Source organism: Duganella sp. CT11-25 (assembly GCF_047302815.1).
Classification (GTDB): Bacteria; Pseudomonadota; Gammaproteobacteria; order Burkholderiales; family Burkholderiaceae_D; genus Rugamonas.
Genome location: NZ_JBKBFD010000001.1, coordinates 5,334,439 through 5,353,364, shown reverse-complemented (window position 1 = coordinate 5,353,364; position 18,926 = coordinate 5,334,439). Strand labels below are relative to the sequence as shown.

Annotated in this window: 9 protein-coding genes, 2 tRNA genes and 2 rRNA genes; 2 read left to right on the top strand and 11 right to left on the bottom strand. The window is 61.3% G+C overall.

Going from position 1 to position 18,926, the window contains the following annotated elements; translation table 11 throughout:
* Window positions 1-14: 14 nt before the first annotated feature.
* The 4 genes from ACEN9F_RS23050 to ACEN9F_RS23035 all read right to left on the bottom strand — a co-directional run bounded on the left by ACEN9F_RS23050 (window position 15) and on the right by ACEN9F_RS23035 (window position 4,879).
* Window positions 15-2,887: ribosomal RNA gene (locus ACEN9F_RS23050) — 23S ribosomal RNA — on the bottom strand.
* Window positions 2,888-3,091: 204 nt separating this feature from the next.
* Window positions 3,092-3,167, bottom strand: a tRNA-Ala gene (locus ACEN9F_RS23045).
* Between the two features lie 25 nt (window positions 3,168-3,192).
* Window positions 3,193-3,269 (bottom strand) — tRNA-Ile (locus ACEN9F_RS23040).
* 81 nt (window positions 3,270-3,350) lie between these two features.
* Window positions 3,351-4,879: ribosomal RNA gene (locus ACEN9F_RS23035) — 16S ribosomal RNA — on the bottom strand.
* The 16S and 23S rRNA genes sit together here with 2 tRNA genes alongside, the layout of an rRNA operon.
* A gap of 589 nt (window positions 4,880-5,468) precedes the next feature.
* Between ACEN9F_RS23035 and ACEN9F_RS23030 the strand changes: the two genes are divergently transcribed.
* Window positions 5,469-7,367 (top strand): sigma-54-dependent Fis family transcriptional regulator, encoded by a 1,899-nt coding sequence (locus ACEN9F_RS23030; protein ID WP_413423682.1) that lies wholly within the window; start codon window positions 5,469-5,471, stop codon window positions 7,365-7,367.
* An 8-nt stretch (window positions 7,368-7,375) separates the two neighbouring features.
* Here the strand turns inward: ACEN9F_RS23030 and ACEN9F_RS23025 are convergent, their stop codons facing one another.
* The 7 genes from ACEN9F_RS23025 to ACEN9F_RS22995 form a co-directional block, all read right to left on the bottom strand.
* Window positions 7,376-8,359, bottom strand: a complete 984-nt coding sequence (locus tag ACEN9F_RS23025; RefSeq protein ID WP_413423680.1) for an FAD:protein FMN transferase — start codon at window positions 8,357-8,359, stop codon at window positions 7,376-7,378.
* A complete protein-coding gene (locus ACEN9F_RS23020; RefSeq protein WP_413423678.1) occupies window positions 8,356-10,503 on the bottom strand; it encodes a 4Fe-4S binding protein in 2,148 nt (715 codons plus the stop codon). Before ACEN9F_RS23020 ends, ACEN9F_RS23025 begins: the two co-directional genes overlap by 4 nt.
* Window positions 10,503-11,657, bottom strand: coding sequence for a porin (locus ACEN9F_RS23015; RefSeq protein ID WP_413423676.1), 1,155 nt, complete (start codon window positions 11,655-11,657; stop codon window positions 10,503-10,505). Before ACEN9F_RS23015 ends, ACEN9F_RS23020 begins: the two co-directional genes overlap by 1 nt.
* Window positions 11,658-11,861: 204 nt before the next feature.
* Entirely contained in the window at window positions 11,862-13,604 is a 1,743-nt protein-coding gene (locus tag ACEN9F_RS23010; protein WP_413423674.1) for a PQQ-dependent methanol/ethanol family dehydrogenase, read from the bottom strand.
* A 43-nt stretch (window positions 13,605-13,647) separates the two neighbouring features.
* Window positions 13,648-14,019 (bottom strand): DUF779 domain-containing protein, encoded by a 372-nt coding sequence (locus ACEN9F_RS23005; protein ID WP_413423672.1) that lies wholly within the window; start codon window positions 14,017-14,019, stop codon window positions 13,648-13,650.
* Window positions 14,020-14,021: 2 nt separating this feature from the next.
* Window positions 14,022-15,542, bottom strand: a complete 1,521-nt coding sequence (gene adh, locus ACEN9F_RS23000; protein ID WP_413423670.1) for an aldehyde dehydrogenase — start codon at window positions 15,540-15,542, stop codon at window positions 14,022-14,024.
* A 211-nt stretch (window positions 15,543-15,753) separates the two neighbouring features.
* Window positions 15,754-16,695 (bottom strand): beta-propeller fold lactonase family protein, encoded by a 942-nt coding sequence (locus ACEN9F_RS22995; protein ID WP_413423668.1) that lies wholly within the window; start codon window positions 16,693-16,695, stop codon window positions 15,754-15,756.
* Window positions 16,696-16,810: 115 nt separating this feature from the next.
* On the opposite strand from ACEN9F_RS22995, the gene ACEN9F_RS22990 reads away from it, so the two are divergent.
* A complete protein-coding gene (locus ACEN9F_RS22990) occupies window positions 16,811-18,922 on the top strand; it encodes a TonB-dependent receptor family protein (RefSeq protein WP_413423666.1) in 2,112 nt (703 codons plus the stop codon).
* The last annotated feature ends 4 nt before the right edge of the window (window positions 18,923-18,926 follow it).

Genomic DNA, 18,926 nt, shown 5'->3' with positions numbered 1-18,926 from the left:
CCTGCTAAGGTTATAGGGACAAGCCGTACGGGCAATTAGTATCAGTTAGCTTAATGCATTACTGCACTTCCACACCTGACCTATCAACGTCCTGGTCTCGAACGACCCTTCAAAGAGCTCAAGGCTCTGGGAAATCTCATCTCAAGGCAAGTTTCCCGCTTAGATGCTTTCAGCGGTTATCTCTTCCAGACTTAGCTACCCGGCAATGCCACTGGCGTGACAACCGGTACACCAGAGGTCTGTCCACTCCGGTCCTCTCGTACTAGGAGCAGCCCCCTTCAAATTTCCAACGCCCACGGCAGATAGGGACCAAACTGTCTCACGACGTTTTAAACCCAGCTCACGTACCACTTTAAATGGCGAACAGCCATACCCTTGGGACCGGCTACAGCCCCAGGATGTGATGAGCCGACATCGAGGTGCCAAACTCCCCCGTCGATATGAACTCTTGGGAGGAATCAGCCTGTTATCCCCAGAGTACCTTTTATCCGTTGAGCGATGGCCCTTCCATACAGAACCACCGGATCACTATGTCCTACTTTCGTACCTGCTCGACTTGTCAGTCTCGCAGTTAAGCACGCTTATGCCATTGCACTATTAGCACGATGTCCGACCGTACCTAGCGTACCTTCGAACTCCTCCGTTACACTTTAGGAGGAGACCGCCCCAGTCAAACTGCCTACCATGCACTGTCCCCGACCCGGATAACGGGCCAAGGTTAGAACCTCAAATGAACCAGGGTGGTATTTCAAGGTTGGCTCCACGAGAACTGGCGTCCCCGCTTCAAAGCCTCCCACCTATCCTACACAGATTGATTCAAAGTCCAATGCAAAGCTACAGTAAAGGTTCATGGGGTCTTTCCGTCTAGCCGCGGGTAGATTGCATCATCACAAACACTTCAACTTCGCTGAGTCTCGGGAGGAGACAGTGTGGCCATCGTTACGCCATTCGTGCAGGTCGGAACTTACCCGACAAGGAATTTCGCTACCTTAGGACCGTTATAGTTACGGCCGCCGTTTACTGGGACTTCAATCAAGAGCTTGCACCCCATCATTTAATCTTCCAGCACCGGGCAGGCGTCACACCCTATACGTCCACTTTCGTGTTTGCAGAGTGCTGTGTTTTTATTAAACAGTCGCAGCCACCAGTTTATTGCAACCCGTTCACCCTTCCGGCGCAAGCCAGTCAAGCTACAAGGGCGTACCTTTTCCCGAAGTTACGGTACCAATTTGCCGAGTTCCTTCTCCCGAGTTCTCTCAAGCGCCTTAGAATACTCATCTCGCCCACCTGTGTCGGTTTGCGGTACGGTCTCGTATGACTGAAGCTTAGAGGCTTTTCTTGGAACCACTTCCGATTGCTTCAGCACCTAAGTGCCTCGTCCCAGTCCCTTGAATTCCGCGCCCGGATTTGCCTAAGCGCCTTCTATGAACCAGAAACTGCCTATTCCAACAGGCAGACAACCTTCCGCGATCCGTCCCCCCATCGCATCATACGACGGTGCAGGAATATTAACCTGCTTCCCATCAGCTACGCATCTCTGCCTCGCCTTAGGGGCCGACTCACCCTGCTCCGATGAACGTTGAACAGGAAACCTTGGGCTTACGGCGTGGGGGCTTTTCACCCCCATTATCGCTACTCATGTCAGCATTCGCACTTCTGATACCTCCAGCATCCTTTACAAGACACCTTCGCAGGCTTACAGAACGCTCTCCTACCATATCCTTACGGATATCCGCAGCTTCGGTGACTGGCTTAGCCCCGTTACATCTTCCGCGCAGGACGACTCGATCAGTGAGCTATTACGCTTTCTTTAAATGATGGCTGCTTCTAAGCCAACATCCTGACTGTTTTAGCCTTCCCACTTCGTTTTCCACTTAGCCAATCTTTGGGACCTTAGCTGGCGGTCTGGGTTGTTTCCCTCTTGACGCCGGACGTTAGCACCCGACGTCTGTCTCCCAAGCTCGCACTCATCGGTATTCGGAGTTTGCAATGGTTTGGTAAGTCGCGATGACCCCCTAGCCATAACAGTGCTCTACCCCCGATGGTGATACTTGAGGCACTACCTAAATAGTTTTCGGAGAGAACCAGCTATTTCCAAGTTTGTTTAGCCTTTCACCCCTACCCACAGCTCATCCCCTAATTTTTCAACATTAGTGGGTTCGGACCTCCAGTGCGTGTTACCGCACCTTCATCCTGGCCATGAGTAGATCACTTGGTTTCGGGTCTACACCCAGCGACTATCGCCCTGTTCGGACTCGATTTCTCTACGGCTTCCCTATATGGTTAACCTTGCCACTGAATGTAAGTCGCTGACCCATTATACAAAAGGTACGCAGTCACGGAACAAGTCCGCTCCTACTGTTTGTATGCACACGGTTTCAGGATCTATTTCACTCCCCTCCCGGGGTTCTTTTCGCCTTTCCCTCACGGTACTGGTTCACTATCGGTCGATTACGAGTATTTAGCCTTGGAGGATGGTCCCCCCATATTCAGACAGGATTTCTCGTGTCCCGCCCTACTTGTCGTACGCTTAGTTCCACACATCGCATTTCACATACGGGGCTATCACCCGCTATGGCTCCAATTTCCAGTGGATTCTGTTATGCGTCATGCTAAAACGTACAGGCTCTTCCCATTTCGCTCGCCACTACTTTGGGAATCTCGGTTGATTTATTTTCCTGCAGCTACTTAGATGTTTCAGTTCGCCGCGTTCGCTTTGCATGCCTATGTATTCAGCATGCAATGACCCAAAGGGCCGGGTTTCCCCATTCGGAAATCTGCGGATCAAAGCTTGTTTGCTAGCTCCCCGCAGCTTATCGCAAGCTACTACGTCCTTCATCGCCTGTAATCGCCAAGGCATCCACCATGTGCACTTATTCACTTGTCCCTATAACGTTAGCCCCTGCGACTAAACAAGGAGCGTTTATAGGAATAAGAAGTACTACGTTGTTGCGTTTGTTGATACATACAATCATTACCCATCGCACCACCTGTCGGTGTTGCGATCAATAAAAATTTACTTACTTCTTCCAGATTGTTAAAGAACGAGAACTGCTCTTACCTAAACCTGATCGGCTTACGTAAAAGCATTTGGTGGAGGATGACGGGATCGAACCGACGACCCCCTGCTTGCAAAGCAGGTGCTCTCCCAGCTGAGCTAATCCCCCAATGGGTCTTGCTTACAACCAAGACTGGTAGGGCTGGTTGGACTCGAACCAACGACCCCCGCGTTATCAACACGGTGCTCTAACCAGCTGAGCTACAGCCCCAATATTGCTGTTCTCTATCTATTGACAGTCGATAAGTGTGAACGCTTGATGAGCTGGTCATTGCTGACCGTGCCACTCTAGAAAGGAGGTGATCCAGCCGCACCTTCCGATACGGCTACCTTGTTACGACTTCACCCCAGTCACGAATCCTACCGTGGTAAGCGCCCTCCTTGCGGTTAAGCTACCTACTTCTGGTAAAACCCGCTCCCATGGTGTGACGGGCGGTGTGTACAAGACCCGGGAACGTATTCACCGCGACATGCTGATCCGCGATTACTAGCGATTCCAACTTCATGCAGTCGAGTTGCAGACTACAATCCGGACTACGATACACTTTCTGGGATTAGCTCCCCCTCGCGGGTTGGCGGCCCTCTGTATGTACCATTGTATGACGTGTGAAGCCCTACCCATAAGGGCCATGAGGACTTGACGTCATCCCCACCTTCCTCCGGTTTGTCACCGGCAGTCTCATTAGAGTGCCCTTTCGTAGCAACTAATGACAAGGGTTGCGCTCGTTGCGGGACTTAACCCAACATCTCACGACACGAGCTGACGACAGCCATGCAGCACCTGTGTAATGGTTCCCTTTCGGGCACTCCCCAATCTCTCGGGGATTCCATCCATGTCAAGGGTAGGTAAGGTTTTTCGCGTTGCATCGAATTAATCCACATCATCCACCGCTTGTGCGGGTCCCCGTCAATTCCTTTGAGTTTTAATCTTGCGACCGTACTCCCCAGGCGGTCTACTTCACGCGTTAGCTGCGTTACCAAGTCAATTAAGACCCGACAACTAGTAGACATCGTTTAGGGCGTGGACTACCAGGGTATCTAATCCTGTTTGCTCCCCACGCTTTCGTGCATGAGCGTCAGTTTTGACCCAGGGGGCTGCCTTCGCCATCGGTGTTCCTCCACATATCTACGCATTTCACTGCTACACGTGGAATTCTACCCCCCTCTGCCAAACTCTAGCCTTGCAGTCTCCATCGCCATTCCCAGGTTGAGCCCGGGGATTTCACGACAGACTTACAAAACCGCCTGCGCACGCTTTACGCCCAGTAATTCCGATTAACGCTTGCACCCTACGTATTACCGCGGCTGCTGGCACGTAGTTAGCCGGTGCTTATTCTTCAGGTACCGTCATTAGCAGGGGATATTAGCCCCCACCGTTTCTTCCCTGACAAAAGAGCTTTACAACCCGAAGGCCTTCTTCACTCACGCGGCATTGCTGGATCAGGCTTGCGCCCATTGTCCAAAATTCCCCACTGCTGCCTCCCGTAGGAGTCTGGACCGTGTCTCAGTTCCAGTGTGGCTGGTCGTCCTCTCAGACCAGCTACTGATCGATGCCTTGGTGGGCCTTTACCCCACCAACTAGCTAATCAGATATCGGCCGCTCCAGGAGCACAAGGCCTTGCGGTCCCCTGCTTTCATCCTTAGATCGTATGCGGTATTAGCGTAACTTTCGCTACGTTATCCCCCACTCCAGGGTACGTTCCGATATATTACTCACCCGTTCGCCACTCGCCGCCAGGTTGCCCCGCGCTGCCGTTCGACTTGCATGTGTAAGGCATGCCGCCAGCGTTCAATCTGAGCCAGGATCAAACTCTTCAGTTTAATCTCTGTTTATTTGACACTTTCGTGTCACCGTCTTTCGACGGGTCGCTCACTCAAAATACTGACAGGCCACTATTTTCATAGCGCCTATTTCATTACTTCTTGTGAACATTTGATATTTTAAGTATCGCGGAACCGAAGCTCCGCGTGCACTCTCATCAAACGTCCACACTTATCGACTGTTAATTTTTAAAGAACTATTCAATTCGGTACTGCTTGCTGACAAAGCGTTTTGTCTGTCAGCGAAGAAGAAAGAGTATGAAGCGTTTAGATCGTTTCGTCAACCCCTTCTGCATCTCGTTTCACTCGGCATTTACATGCCTTGCTCTGCGAGGGGGCGAACTATAGCAAAGGCGAGATCAAACTGCCAAGGTTTATTTTTCGCTGGCACCGCGTTTGCTTATAAACCGTATAGCAACGGCTTGGCATCAAGCTTTTGCTCACATTCTGCACAGGTGCTACATTATGGAACACCCTTGCAGGTAAAGCAGAGCCGATAACGGCCGCCGGAGACAAAGAGACCACCATGGAACGCCAGACTGCTCCAAATCTGAACACCCGACCTGCAAGCGAGTCGTGGGCCGACAATATGCCGCTCATCATAGAGACCTCGCATCAGCGATCCCAGCAATACGGGCTGTGTCCCGAAACGCCGCCCGACTACAGTCCGCTGGCGCGTAGCGACCTGTCGCTATTAATAGAACAGAACCGCCTGCTCCATGCGCACGCCATTCCGGCGATGGAGACGCTGTACCAGCAAATCGTCAACACCCACAATATGGTGATCCTGACGGATGCCAACGGCGTGATCGTCCACTCGCTGGGCGACGACGACTTCCTGGAAAAAGCCAGCCGCGTCGCCCTGCAGCCCGGCGTCGCCTGGTCCGAGCAAAGTCGGGGCACCAACGCCATCGGCACCGCCATCGCCGAACGCTCGCCGGCGCTGGTCCACGCAGACCAGCACTATCTGGCGGCCAACCACTTCCTGACCTGCTCCGCCGCGCCCATCGCAGACCACCTGGGCAAAGTGATCGGCGTCCTCGATGTCTCCGGCGACCAGCGCAGCTATCACAAGCACACCATGGCGCTGGTGCGCATGTCCGCGCTGATGATCGAGAACCAGCTGTTCTCCGCCACCTTTGAAGAAGCCATCACCCTGCACTTCCATGCGCGGCCGGAGTTTATCGGCACGCTGATGGAGGGCATCGCCTCCTTCAGTCCCGGCGGGCGCTTCCTGGCGGCCAACCGCAACGGCCTGTTTCAACTGGGCCTGCCGTTTGCCGCGCTGCAATCGCATACCTTCAGCTCCCTGTTCGGCCTGCCGGTATCCGCGCTGTACGACCATTACCGCACAGCGTCGCCCGGCCTGCTCAATCTATGCATGCACAGCGGCGTGCGCGTGTACGGCCGCGCGCAACTACGGCTGTCAAACAGCGTGTTCCAGCAATCGCTGGCGCCGGAACGCCATGCGCCGGTCAACAGCGCCGTCGCCGCCAACCAGGCCGCGGCCAACGCCCGCCGCCTGTCCGGCCTGCGCTACCTGCGCACCGGCGACCCGCAACTGGAACTGGTGATCGAAAAAGTCACCCGCGTGCTGGGGCGCGACATTCCCATCATGATCATGGGCGAAACCGGCACCGGCAAGGAACTGCTGGCGCAGGCGATCCACAACGATTCGCCGCGCGCCATGAGTCCCTTCGTGGCGGTGAACTGCGCTTCGATCCCCGAGACACTGATCGAATCCGAATTGTTCGGCTACGAAGACGGCGCCTTCACCGGTGCGCGCAAGAAGGGCGCGGTCGGCAAGATCCTGCAGGCCAATGGCGGCACGCTGTTCCTTGACGAGATCGGCGACATGCCATTCAGCCTGCAGGCGCGCCTGCTGCGCGTGCTGCAGGAACGCATGGTGACGCCGCTCGGCAGCGACAAGTCGATCCCGGTCAACGTGGAGCTGATCTGCGCCACCAACCACAATCTGCGCGAGCGCATCGCCAAGGGCTTGTTCCGCGAGGATCTCTACTACCGCCTGAATGGGCTGGTGGTCAAGCTGCCGCCGCTGCGCGAGCGCACCGATCTTGAAACCGTGGTCAAGAAGATCCTGGCGACGGAATCGAACAACGGCCGCTATTACGTCTCCGATGAGATACTCTGCCTGTTCCGCCGCCATCGCTGGCCGGGTAACTTCCGTCAGTTGACCAATCTGCTGCGCACCGCGCTGGTCATGGCCGGCGACGAGCACGAGATCGGCCTGCGGCACATGCCTGACGACTTCCTCGACGATATACAAGAGGCGCAGACCCAGGACAACTGCGCCGACGCGGGAGTCAGCACCGCGCGCATGATCGCCAGCGGCGCCAATCTCGAAGAAATGGAGCAGTCGGTCATCCTCAAGTCGCTGGAGGCGCACGGCGGCAACGTCTCGGCGACCGCGCGCGCGCTCGGCGTGTCGCGCAATACGATCTATCGCAAGGTACCCAATCTGAAGTAGTACCGCCGTCATGACGCATCCGCCGGGAAGCCGGCGGAGCGCCAACGCTCCCCCAGCTTGTCGATGGTCAGCAGGTCGACGCCCGTCAGGCCCGCCGCCAGCACGCTCGCCCTGGCGCGCCCCATCACCATGAAGGCTGTCGACAAGCCATCGGCCAGCATGGCGCTGGGCGCCATCACCGTCACGCTGGCCAGTTCCAGCGGCGAATCGCCCGCCGCCGGATCGAAGATGTGGTGATGGACGTAGTCCGGCGTGAACGTGGTTTCGTAGTCGCCGGAGGTGGAGACGCCGCAGCCGTTGACATGCAGCGTCGCCGACAGCGCCTGGGCGTCGCGCGGATCGCGCACGCCGAGCGTCCACGGCCTGTGCGGACGCCTGCGGCCCCGTCCCACGAACTCGCCGGTATCCAGCAGCGCGTGACGTACGCCGTGCGCCTGCACCGCCGCCAAGGCCATGTCGGCCGCGTAGCCTTGCGCCAGGCCGTTGAGGGTGACCGCCATGCCGGGATGGGCGAAGCGCACGCGCCGCTCGTCGAACTCCACCTTGCGCCAGCCTGTCATCGAGCGCGCATGGCGCAGCACCGTCTCCGCCGGCAGCGTGTTGCGCGCGGCGGCTGCGCTATAGGCGCGCCACAAAGGCTGGACCGTGATGTCGAACGCGCCATCGGTCATCCGCGACAGCTCGCGGGCCTGTTCCAGCAACGCCAGCAGTTGCGGGTCAGGCTGGTGCAGCACGCCATCACGGTTCAGGCGATAGACCTGGCTGTCGGGATGGTAAATGCTCATCAGGCGGTCGACCCGCTGCGCCACCGCCAACGCATCGGCGATCGCGCGGCGCGCCACGCCACCGTCGGCGTGGACCACCGCGATGCTGATCGTGGTGCCGAAGGCCATGCCCGCGCCGGTGTGCAGGCGCTCCCCGGCCGGCCAGGCGCAAGCGGCGCTGGCGCCTATGGTTCCCAGGGTAGCGGAAATAAAGGTACGGCGCTTCATGGCAAGACTCCCGATTCTGAATGAATGACGATGGTGCGCGCGCGCTTCAACGCCATCAGGCGCGGCGCGCATTTCCGGTCGCTCTCGTGTATCACCACGCAGTCCATGCACTGGAAGCATTCGGCATACACGACTTCGCCGCCTGGCTGGATGGCCTGGTAGTCGCAGCGATGACGGCAAGTCTGGCAAGGCGTGCCGCATTCGGCGCGGCGCGGAATCCAGTCCAACAACCGGAATCGCCCCAGCAGCGCCAGCGAGGCGCCAAAGGGACACAGATAGCGGCAAAAAAATTTGTAGACCACGCCGCTGGCCAGCAGCAGGCCAAGCGCATAGACGACATAGGGCCAGCTGCGCACGAAGTTCAGCGTAACGGCGGTCTTGAACGGCTCCAGCTCCACCAGCTTGTCCATGATCTCGCTGGAGAAGAAAGCGCTGGCGACAATGCCGGCCAGCGCCACATATTTAATGCGCTTGAGCCGCGCGTCCAGGCGCGGCTTGATGCGCAGCTGCGGCAGATGCAGGCGCTGCGCCAGCTTGCCCGTCAATTCCTGCAGCGCGCCGAAGGGGCATAGCCAGCCACAGAATGTGCCGCGCCCCCACAGCAGCAGCGACACCAGTACAAACACCCACAGGACAACCGTCATTGGATCGAACAGCAGGAACGCCAGGCTGCGCCGCGCCATCAGCGCCTGGATCACGCCGGTGATGTTGACGATGGAGAGCTGCCCCTGCGCGTAATAGCCGATAAATCCGGCCGTGAACACCAGATAGACGCGGCGGAACCAGTCGAAGCGCGCGCCGTCGGCCGTCAAGCGTTTCGGCATCGCCAGCGCGGCGCACAACACCAGCAGGCCGACCACCAGCACGGCCAGGTCCCAGCGCCGGTTGCTCCAGATACCGGGCCAGGATTTACTGTTGCCCTCGGGCGCGATCAGCAGACCGGCCGGAAGCTGATAGCGTACGGTCAGCTCGCGCGTGATGCGCTCCGGGTAGACGATGCCCTTGTTGCGGGTGACCGGCAGTGCCAGTTCGAACGGCGCGCCCGGATCCAGGCCGGCCTGGCTGATCACGCGGAAGACAGTCACATTGTCGGCCGACAGCGGCACGGCCAGCTTCAGGTCCAGATCCAGGTCGCGCATGTCGATGGGCAGCTTGTCCTGCCGCAGCAGGATGCGGTCCGGCACGCTGCCGCGCACGAAATCGTCACCGGTCACGCTGTAGCGGCCGGACGACATAACGATCAATGCGTGGTCGCCCTCCTCCAGGCGCCCCTGCAGCTTGCGCCAGCCAGCCGCCGTCAGCAGGTTGCGGCCTATCGAGGGCACCGAGACACAGGCCACATACAGATCGATAAAGCTGCCGGCCGGATGGGCCAGCGCCTCCGCATCGAGGCCGGCGCCGGCGCTGCCGGCAAATAGCTGTTCGGCTTCGCGATTGCTGACGCGCAAGCGCTGTACCAGCCCATCGCGCAGCATCCGCTCCAGATTCATCGGACGGTAAACATCCTGGCGCACGCGCGCGATCTGGTCGGGATCGCGGCCGCCGGCAAATCCCAACTTCTTGCGCGATACCTTGAGCGCAGCAGCCAGCACGCTCTGGTTAATGATGCGCACCGAGGCAGTGGCCTTGGATACGCCGTCGATATACGCGTGCGCCACATCCGGATGGCGGGCGCCGCGGCCGCCGGTCTCGATGCTGATGTTCTGCTTCAGCGACAGGTCCTTGTACTGCTTGACGAACTGATACAGCGGCGCCTCCCCCAGGCCATCCAGGAACACCGGTTCGTGATGCGACAGTACCTCGACACCGATGAAGCCACCCTTGGGATCGATGGCCACCATCAGGTTGAGCGGGACGCCGGAAAAGCCGGGGATGGGCGCCAGGTCGATCGACTCGAACACATAACCCGCCAGCTCCATCGCCGTGGCGTTCTGCCGGAACAGCGGCCACACCGGCAACTCGGCATCGCGCTCGCCGACGATCAGCGGCGCCGGGAAGCGCCGCGCCATCTCGTCGCGCGTCAGCACGCCCGCCTGCGCCGGCGTGGCGCCGAGCATCAGCGCCAGCACACCGGCCAGCAGGCACAGTATGCTGGCCAGCACGCGCCACCAGGCCGAGCGCCTTGGGTTCGGCGTCCGGCTCATCAGAAGAAGATGATGCCGCCCAGCGAACCGCCGTTCATCTTGCCTTCGCCGCCGGCGAAGCCTTTTGAACGGGTCTGGCCGATTTCGCCGACCAGCGTGATCGCGCTGGTCATCGCGTAGTACAGGCCGCAGGTCAGGTTGGCGTTGGACTTCAGGCCGAAGGTGCCGGCGGTGTTGTCGTCGTTGCGGCTGATGCCGTAGCTCAGGCCGACCTTGACCTTGTCCGTGGCCTTGTAGGTGCCCTGCACAAAGTACGCCTTGGACTTGGTGTCGCCCTGGTCGGCGTCCGACAGGATGCCCAGCCCTTTACCGCCCTGGAAGTTGGCCAGCACGCCGATCGGTCCTGCCTGATACGACGCCCCCACTTCCACGCCCGACATCGTGAAGTCATTCACGCCCGGCGCGGTGGCGCTGAACTTCTGCGACTTGGCGCCCAGCCAGGCCTTGAAGCCTTCCGTTGAGTAGCTGACCTGTGCCTGGAATTGCGGGCTGGTTTTCGACGAGTACACCGGCACGGTCACGATAGGCGTATCGGCCACAGGACTCACCAGCGCTGCATCGAAGCCGATGCCGGACGCCGACTTCGGCGCGCTGTAGGCGATCTGGCCGTAGTAGCCCACATAGCTGTAGCCGGCCCCGATGTGGCCCAGTGTGACGCGGCCGCGTTGCGTGGCCTGCACCGGCGCGCCGGCGCCGATCAGGGTCATGTCGCCGAAAATGGCCGGGGCGCCGAAGATGCCGTTGTCGCGCCCCAGCTTGACGATGCCCATCTGCGCGTTACCGAAGGTGAAATAAGCCTGGCGCACGTCGACGCCGCTGTTGGCGGCGATGGCGCTGTCGGTGGCCGTGGCGTTGTAGATGCCGATCAGCGCCTTGACGTCGTAATCGCCTTGCTTCGATGTCGCCGACGTCACCAGCCCGTTCGGCAGCAAGCCGTTGCCGATGGTGGTGCGGTTGTTCTCGCCGCCGCAGCCCAGGCCCTTGCCGCCCAGCGCCAGCCCGCCGACCGCATCGCCGCTGCATGAGACCTGCGTATAGTAGGCGTTGACGATGCCGCCCAGCGAAACGTTCCAATCGCCGGCCTTGAAATCGGCAGCTTGCGCGCCCTGCGTTCCAGCGACGGCCAGTGCGCCCAGCATGAATACGGTTTTCATTTTTTGATCTCCCTTTATTGTTTATGTACATCGAGCGATGTACATACCTAATGGCAATTTGCGTGCCCATGCATCGCCAGAGGGGAAAGCGCACCTTGTGCGCAAAGGGCTTGTGCCGGATCTGATCAATCGCGGCGTTACACTGTTCAGAATTTGACCGAAAAAAAGGCGGCCGAAGCCGCCCAAAGGTTACAGGAGACAGTTCTATTTGGAAGACAGCTTGAACACCCACACCGAGCCGCCCTGCTCCAGGAAGTTGACCTTCTTCGCCACCTCGCCGCCCCACAGCGGCACCGCGCCGCCCCAGCCCGAGACCACGGCCACATACTGCGTATCGCCGTCCTGCCAGGTGACCGGCGGCGCCACGACGCCGGAGCCGGTCTGGAACTTCCACAGTTCCTTGCCCGATTTTGCGTCCAGCGCTTTCAGGTAACCTTCCGGCGTGCCGTAGAACACCAGGCCACCGGCGGTGGTCATCACGCCGCCCCACAGCGGCGCATTGTTCTTGACCTCCCAGACGATCTTGCCGGACTTCGGATCGATGGCGCGCAGCGCGCCGATGTAGTCGTCGAACAGCGGCCGGATGGTGAAGCCCGCACCCAGGTAGGCACCGCCCTTCTTGTAGCTGATCGGCTCATTCCAGATATCCATGCCCCACTCGTTGGCGGGAACGTAGAACAAGCCGGTCTGCTGGCTGTACGCCATCGGCATCTGGTTCTTCGCGCCCAGGAAGGCCGGCGCCGCAAACACGGTGCTGCCCTTCTTGCCCTCTTCGCCCTTGGTCGGATCGCTCGGGCGATTGGCGGCGATGAAGTTCGGCCGACCGGTCTTGATATCGATGCTCGACGCCCAGGTGATCTTCTTCACGAATGGGAAGGCGTTCTGCAGCTTGCCGTTGTTCGCGTCGATCACGTAGAAGAAGCCGTTGCGGTCGGCCTTGCCGCCATAACGCTTGCCGTCCATGTCGAAGGTGACGAATTCATTGGCGCCATCGAAGTCCCACGAATCGTTGGGCGTGTTCTGGTAGGCCCATTTGATCTGGCCGGTCTTCACATCCAGCGCCACGGTGGACGACGAGTACAGATTGTCGCCGGGCCGCAGGTGGCTGTTCCACGGCGCCGGATTGCCGGTGCCGAAGTAGGCCAGGCCGGTCTTGGCGTCGTAGGTGCCACCCATCCAGGTCGAGGCGCCGCCGGTTTTCCACAAGTCGCCCGGCCAGCTCTTGTTCAGCGTGCCGGAGATGCCGTTGTCGATCTCCTTGCCATCCTTGTCGTAGCGGTGGCCCATATGGCCTTCGACGGTGGGACGGGTCCACAACAGGTCGCCGGTCAGCGGATTGCGTGCCTCCACCCGCCCCACCACGCCGAACTCGCCGCCGGAAACGCCGGTCAGCAGCACGCCGTCGGCGATCAGTGGCGCCGCCGTCATCGAATAGCCGGCCGCATAGTCGTCGACTTTCTCCTTCCAGACGATCTTGCCGGTGTCCTGGTCCAGCGCCACCAGCTGCGCATCGAGCGTGCCGAAGATGACCAGGTTGCCATACAGCGCCGCGCCGCGGTTGACCACGTCGCAGCACGGCATGATGCCGTCCGGCAGGCGGTGCTCATACTTCCACAGCTTGGCGCCGGTTTTCAGGTCGATCGCGAAGATGCGCGAGTACGACGCGGTAACGAACATCTTGCCCTTGTAGATCAGCGGCTGCGACTCCTGGCCGCGCTGCTTCTCGCCGCCGAAGGAGAACGACCACGCCGGCACCAGCTTGCCGACCGTCTTGGTGTTCACCTGCGCCAGCGGCGAGTAGCGCTGGCCTTCCGAGCCGATACCGAACGACAGCACGCTGTCGGTACTGGTGGCTGCATTCTTGAGCATGGCCGTGGTGACATCGGCCGCCTGTGCCAGCGACAGGATCGAGATCCCCGCCAGCGATGCGATGACTTTTTTCTGCACAATCTTCTCCGGTTATTATGGTTTTGGTTTGCTGCGCTCTCTGCTACGCCGGCGGTTGCAAGGCCGCCAGCTCCTCGTCGCTGAACAGGCGCGAACGGGTCAGGAAGCGCCTGCCCGTGCCGTTATCGAGCGAGAACATGCCGCCGTTCCCCTCGACCACGTCGATGATCAGCTGGGTATGCTCCCAGTACTCGAACTGCTCGCGTCCCATGTAGAACGGCGTCCCGTCCAGGTTGCCGAGATAGACGTCGGTGTCGCTGACGTCGAACTCTCCCGACGGGTAGCACATCGGCGTGCTGCCGTCGCAGCAGCCGCCCGATTGAAAGAACATCAGCGGCCCGTGGCGGCGGCGCAGGTCGGCGATCATGTCGAGCGCCGCCGGGGTGGCCGTGACGCGGGCGATGATGTGGTTCATGGTTAGAAGAAGCCCAGCGCGTTCGGGCTATAGCTGACCAGCAGGTTCTTGGTCTGCTGGTAATGGTCCAGCATCATCTTGTGGTTCTCGCGGCCGATGCCCGACTGCTTGTAGCCGCCGAACGCGGCATGCGCCGGATACAGGTGGTAGCAATTGGTCCAAACGCGGCCGGCCTGGATGGCGCGGCCGACGCGGAAGGCGCGCGAGCCGTCGCGCGTCCAAAGGCCGGCGCCCAGGCCATACAGCGTGTCGTTGGCGATGCGCAGCGCATCCGCTTCATCCTTGAAGGTGGTGACCGACACCACCGGTCCGAAGATCTCTTCCTGGAAGATGCGCATCTTGTTGTCGCCCTTGAACACGGTCGGACGCACGTAGTAGCCGTCCTTCATGTCGCCACCCTGCACATTGCGCTCGCCGCCGGCCAGCAGCTCGGCGCCTTCCTGCTTGCCGATGTCGATGTAGGACAGGATTTTCTCCAGCTGCTCCTGCGACGCCTGCGCGCCCAGCATGGTGCCGGCGTCCAGCGGATTGCCCTGCTTGATCGCGGCGACGCGGGCCAGCGCGCGCTCGATGAATTTTTCGTAGATCGATTCCTGGATCAGCACGCGCGACGGGCAGGTGCACACCTCCCCCTGGTTCAGCGCGAACATCGAAAAGCCTTCCAGGCACTTGTCGAAGAAGGCGTCGTCGGCATCCATCACGTCCTCGAAGAAGATGTTCGGCGATTTCCCCCCCAGCTCCAGCGTGACCGGGATCAGGTTCTGCGCCGCGTATTGCATGATCAGGCGGCCGGTGCCCGTCTCGCCGGTGAAGGCGATCTTGGCGATGCGCTTGTTGGACGCCAGCGGCTTGCCCGCCTCCAGGCCGAAGCCGTTGACCACATTCAGCACGCCCGCCGGCAGCAGGTCGCCGATCACCTCCAGCAGCACCATGATGGAGGCGGGGGTCTGCTCGGCCGGTTTCAACACCACGCAGTTGCCGGCGGCCAGCGCCGGCGCCAGCTTCCATACCGCCATCAGGATGGGGAAGTTCCAGGGAATGATCTGGCCGACCACGCCCAGCGGCTCATGGAAGTGGTAGGCGTAGGTTTCGGCGTCGATCTGCGCCACCGAACCCTCCTGCGCGCGGATGCAGCCGGCGAAATAGCGGAAGTGGTCGATCGCCAGCGGAATATCGGCGGCGGTGGTCTCGCGAATCGGCTTGCCGTTGTCGATGGTCTCGGCGGTGGCGATCAGCGCCAGGTTGGCTTCCATGCGGTCGGCGATCTTGTTCAGGATATTGGCGCGCTCGGTCTGCGAGGTCTTGCCCCAGGCCTCCTTGGCGGCGTGGGCGGCGTCCAGCGCCAGCTCGATGTCCTCGGCGGTGGAGCGCGCCACCTCGCAGAATACCTGGCCGGTGATCGGCGTGATGTTGCCGAAGTATTCGCCCTTGACCGGCGCGACGAACTTGCCGCCGATGTAGTTGTCGTAGCGTTGTTTGAAGGGGTTGGCAACGCCCAGTTTGCTGATGTCTGCGAGATTCATGTCGTCCTCTTTCTGCTGTGTTTATGAGGCCGTTCGCGGTAGGGCGAAGCGGCGGTGGGTAGTGCGCCCTCTCCTTTTCGCAAGCACCGTGCCAGCACGCTCATACCTGCGAGGAGGAGAGAAACCGGTGTTGCTGGGTGTCTCCTTGATGTGACACCTGTTCATATTTAGGACAGGTGTCTGCCGATGGAGCAGCGGCCCAGGCGGCAGCTCAGCGGATCACCACACCCCACGGCAGCTCGCCGACCGCAACGTCCGGCTGCCTGGCGGCGGTGGCCGTATCGATGACGGACACGCTGTTCGAGCGGCCGTTGGCCACGTACAGCCTGGCGCCGTCCGGCGTCAGCGCCATATTCCACGGCCGCTTGCCGACGGCGATGGTGGCGACCACCGTATTGGAAGCGGTGTCGATCGCCATCACATTGGCGTCGATGCCATTGGAGACGTAGACCCGGCGGCCATCGGGATGCACGGCGATGCCGTTGGCGTTCCTGCCGGCCGGGATCCGGGCCACCGCCGCCAGCGTCGCCATGTCGACCACATACACGGCGTTGGCCAGCTCGCAGGCCACATAGGCCCTGGCGCCGTCCGGACTGAAGCCCATGCCGCGCGGACGCAGGCCGACCGCGATGGAGCCGCTCTGGCGCCTTGCCGCGACATCGATCACATCGACCTGCTCCGCCTCTTCGGCGCTGACCAGCAGCCAGCGGCCGTCGGGACTGAACACCGCGTGCTCGGGATTCTTGCCCCGCACCGGTATGTCGGCCAGCACCTGGCCCGTGTGCGCATCGACCAGCGTGACGCTGTTGCTCTCCTCGACCGCCACCGCGACATGGCGCCCGTCCGCCGATGCGCTCACGCCCTCGGGCGATTTACCCAGCGCGATGCTGCGCACCACGGCACCGCTGGCGGCGTCGATCACCAGCAGCGCATTGCTGGCGGCGTCGGTCACGAACAGCCGCGCGCCGGCCGGATCGGCGGCAATGCCGCGCGGGCGGCTGCCGGCGGCGATCTGCCGCAGCACGGTATCGGTGGCGGTATCGATCACGCTGACGGTGCCGGATTTTTCGTTCGGCACATAGGCCAGCGGCGCGGCGCAGGCTTGACCGCCCAGCACGAGGACCAGGGATGAGAGGATAAGGAAGCTGTTCATGGAGTCACCTTTCAGGAAGATGCCCCTGCCATTGCAATCGTCGTGCCACATAAAAATCGGATGGCAGGTATATTGCTTACTGGTCCGCTATAACACTGACCAAAACGGAGACAACATGAAACAAGCCCTTTTCCCACTCAATGCCGTGGCGGCGCTGTTCGCCATCAGCGGCGGCGCCATGGCGGCGGATGAAGCCGAAGCTCCGGCCGATGTCGTCGTGATCAGCGCCACGCGCGTCGGCCACACGGTATTCGACATGCCGGCTGCGATCGACGTGCTCGACGCAGCCCGCATCCGCGACGGCCAGGCGCGCGTCAACGCCAGCGAGGCGCTGGCGGCGGTGCCCGGCCTGGTGGCGCAGAACCGCCAGAACTACGCCCAGGATCTGCAGATATCCTCGCGCGGCTTCGGCGCCCGTTCTGCCTTCGGCGTGCGCGGCGTGCGGCTGATCGCCGACGGCATCCCGGCCAGCATGCCGGACGGCCAGGGCCAGGCCGCCACCTTCAATCTGGACATGGCCGAACGCATCGAAGTACTGCGCGGGCCGTTCTCCGCCATCTACGGCAATCACTCCGGCGGCGTGATCCAGATGTTCACGCGCGACGGCGAAGGTGCGCCGTCGATAGAAACCACGCTGACCGCCGGCAGCTACGGCAGCCGCAAGGCCGATCTGAACGCGCAAGGCAAGCAGGCTGGCATCGGCTATGTGCTGGACGCCTCGCGCTTCGAAACCGACGGCTACCGGGCTCACAGCGCAGCCACCCGCGACCAGGCGTTTGCCAAGCTGACGCTGGCGCCTGTGGAAGGCGCCAGCCTGACCATCGTCGCCAACGCGCTGCGCCAGGACGACACCCAGGATGCGCTGGGCGTCACCTGGGCCACCTACCAGCGCGATCCGCGCGCCGGCGAGATCGACGCCACCGATACGCAGAATCCGAAGCGCACGCTGGCCGACCGCTACAACACCCGCAAGAGCATCGACCATCAGCAGATCGGTGCCAGCTGGGAGCAGCTCTTCGGCGAGGACCGCCTGCGCGTGACCGCTTACGGCGGAAACCGCGGCGTGATCCAGTACCAGGCGTTTTCCAAAGCTTTCCAGGCGCCGGCCAGCCACTCGGGCGGCGTGGTCGATTTCGACCGCGATTTCTACGGCGCGGACCTGAACTGGCTGCACGTCAGCCAGCTGGCGGGCGGCAAGCTCAGTACCACCGTCGGCCTGGAGTACGGCCGTTCCAGCGATGCCCGCCAGGGCTATGAAAACTTCATCGGCACGCAGTTCGGCGCCAAGGGCGCGCTGCGGCGCGACGAGGACGACACGGTGACCAACCTGGATCCCTATGTGCAGGCGGAATGGGAGGCCGGCGCATGGATGCTGAGCGCGGGCCTGCGCCACAGCAGCGTGAAGATTTCGGTGGACGACCACTTCCTGAGCAACGGCAATGACAGCGGCAGTCTCGATTACAGCCACACCACGCCGGTACTGGGCCTGCTGTACAAGCTCACGCCGGCGCTGAACGTGTACGCCAGCGCCGCACGCGGCTTCGAGACGCCGACGCTCAATGAGCTGTTCTACTCCGGCACCGGCGGCGGCTTCAACTTCCGCCTGCAGCCGGCGCAGAGCACTCACCTGGAAGCAGGCGTCAAGGCGCGGCTGGGTGAACAGACGCGCATCAACGCGGCGGTATTCCAGGTCCGCACCCGCGACGAACTGGTGGTCGACAGCAGCAGCGGCGGCCGTACCAGCTACCGCAACGCCGGCCGCACACTGCGCCAGGGGATGGAGCTGTCGTTCGATAGCGCCTGGCGCTACGGCTTGAGCACGCGCGTGGCGTTGACCACCCTGCGCGCCGTCTACGACCAGGGCTTCGGCAACGTCATGGAAGGCAGCCGCCTGCCGGGCGTCCCGAATGCCAACGCCTATGGCGAACTGGCCTGGAAGGACGGCGGCGGCTTCGGCGCCGCGCTGGAGGCGGTCGCCAGCAGCAGGATCTACGCCGAAGACGCCAATGCGGAACAGCCGGCGCCCGGCTATGGCGTGCTGAATGCGCGCCTCACCGCCGGCCAGCAATGGCAAGGCTGGCGCTTCAAGCAGTTCGCGCGATTGAATAACCTGCTGGACAAGCAGTATGTCGGCTCGTTGATCGTCGGCGACACCAACAAGCGCTTCTATGAAGCGGCGCCGGGCCGCAACTGGCTGCTGGGCGTCAGCGCCCAGTACCAGTTCTAACGGC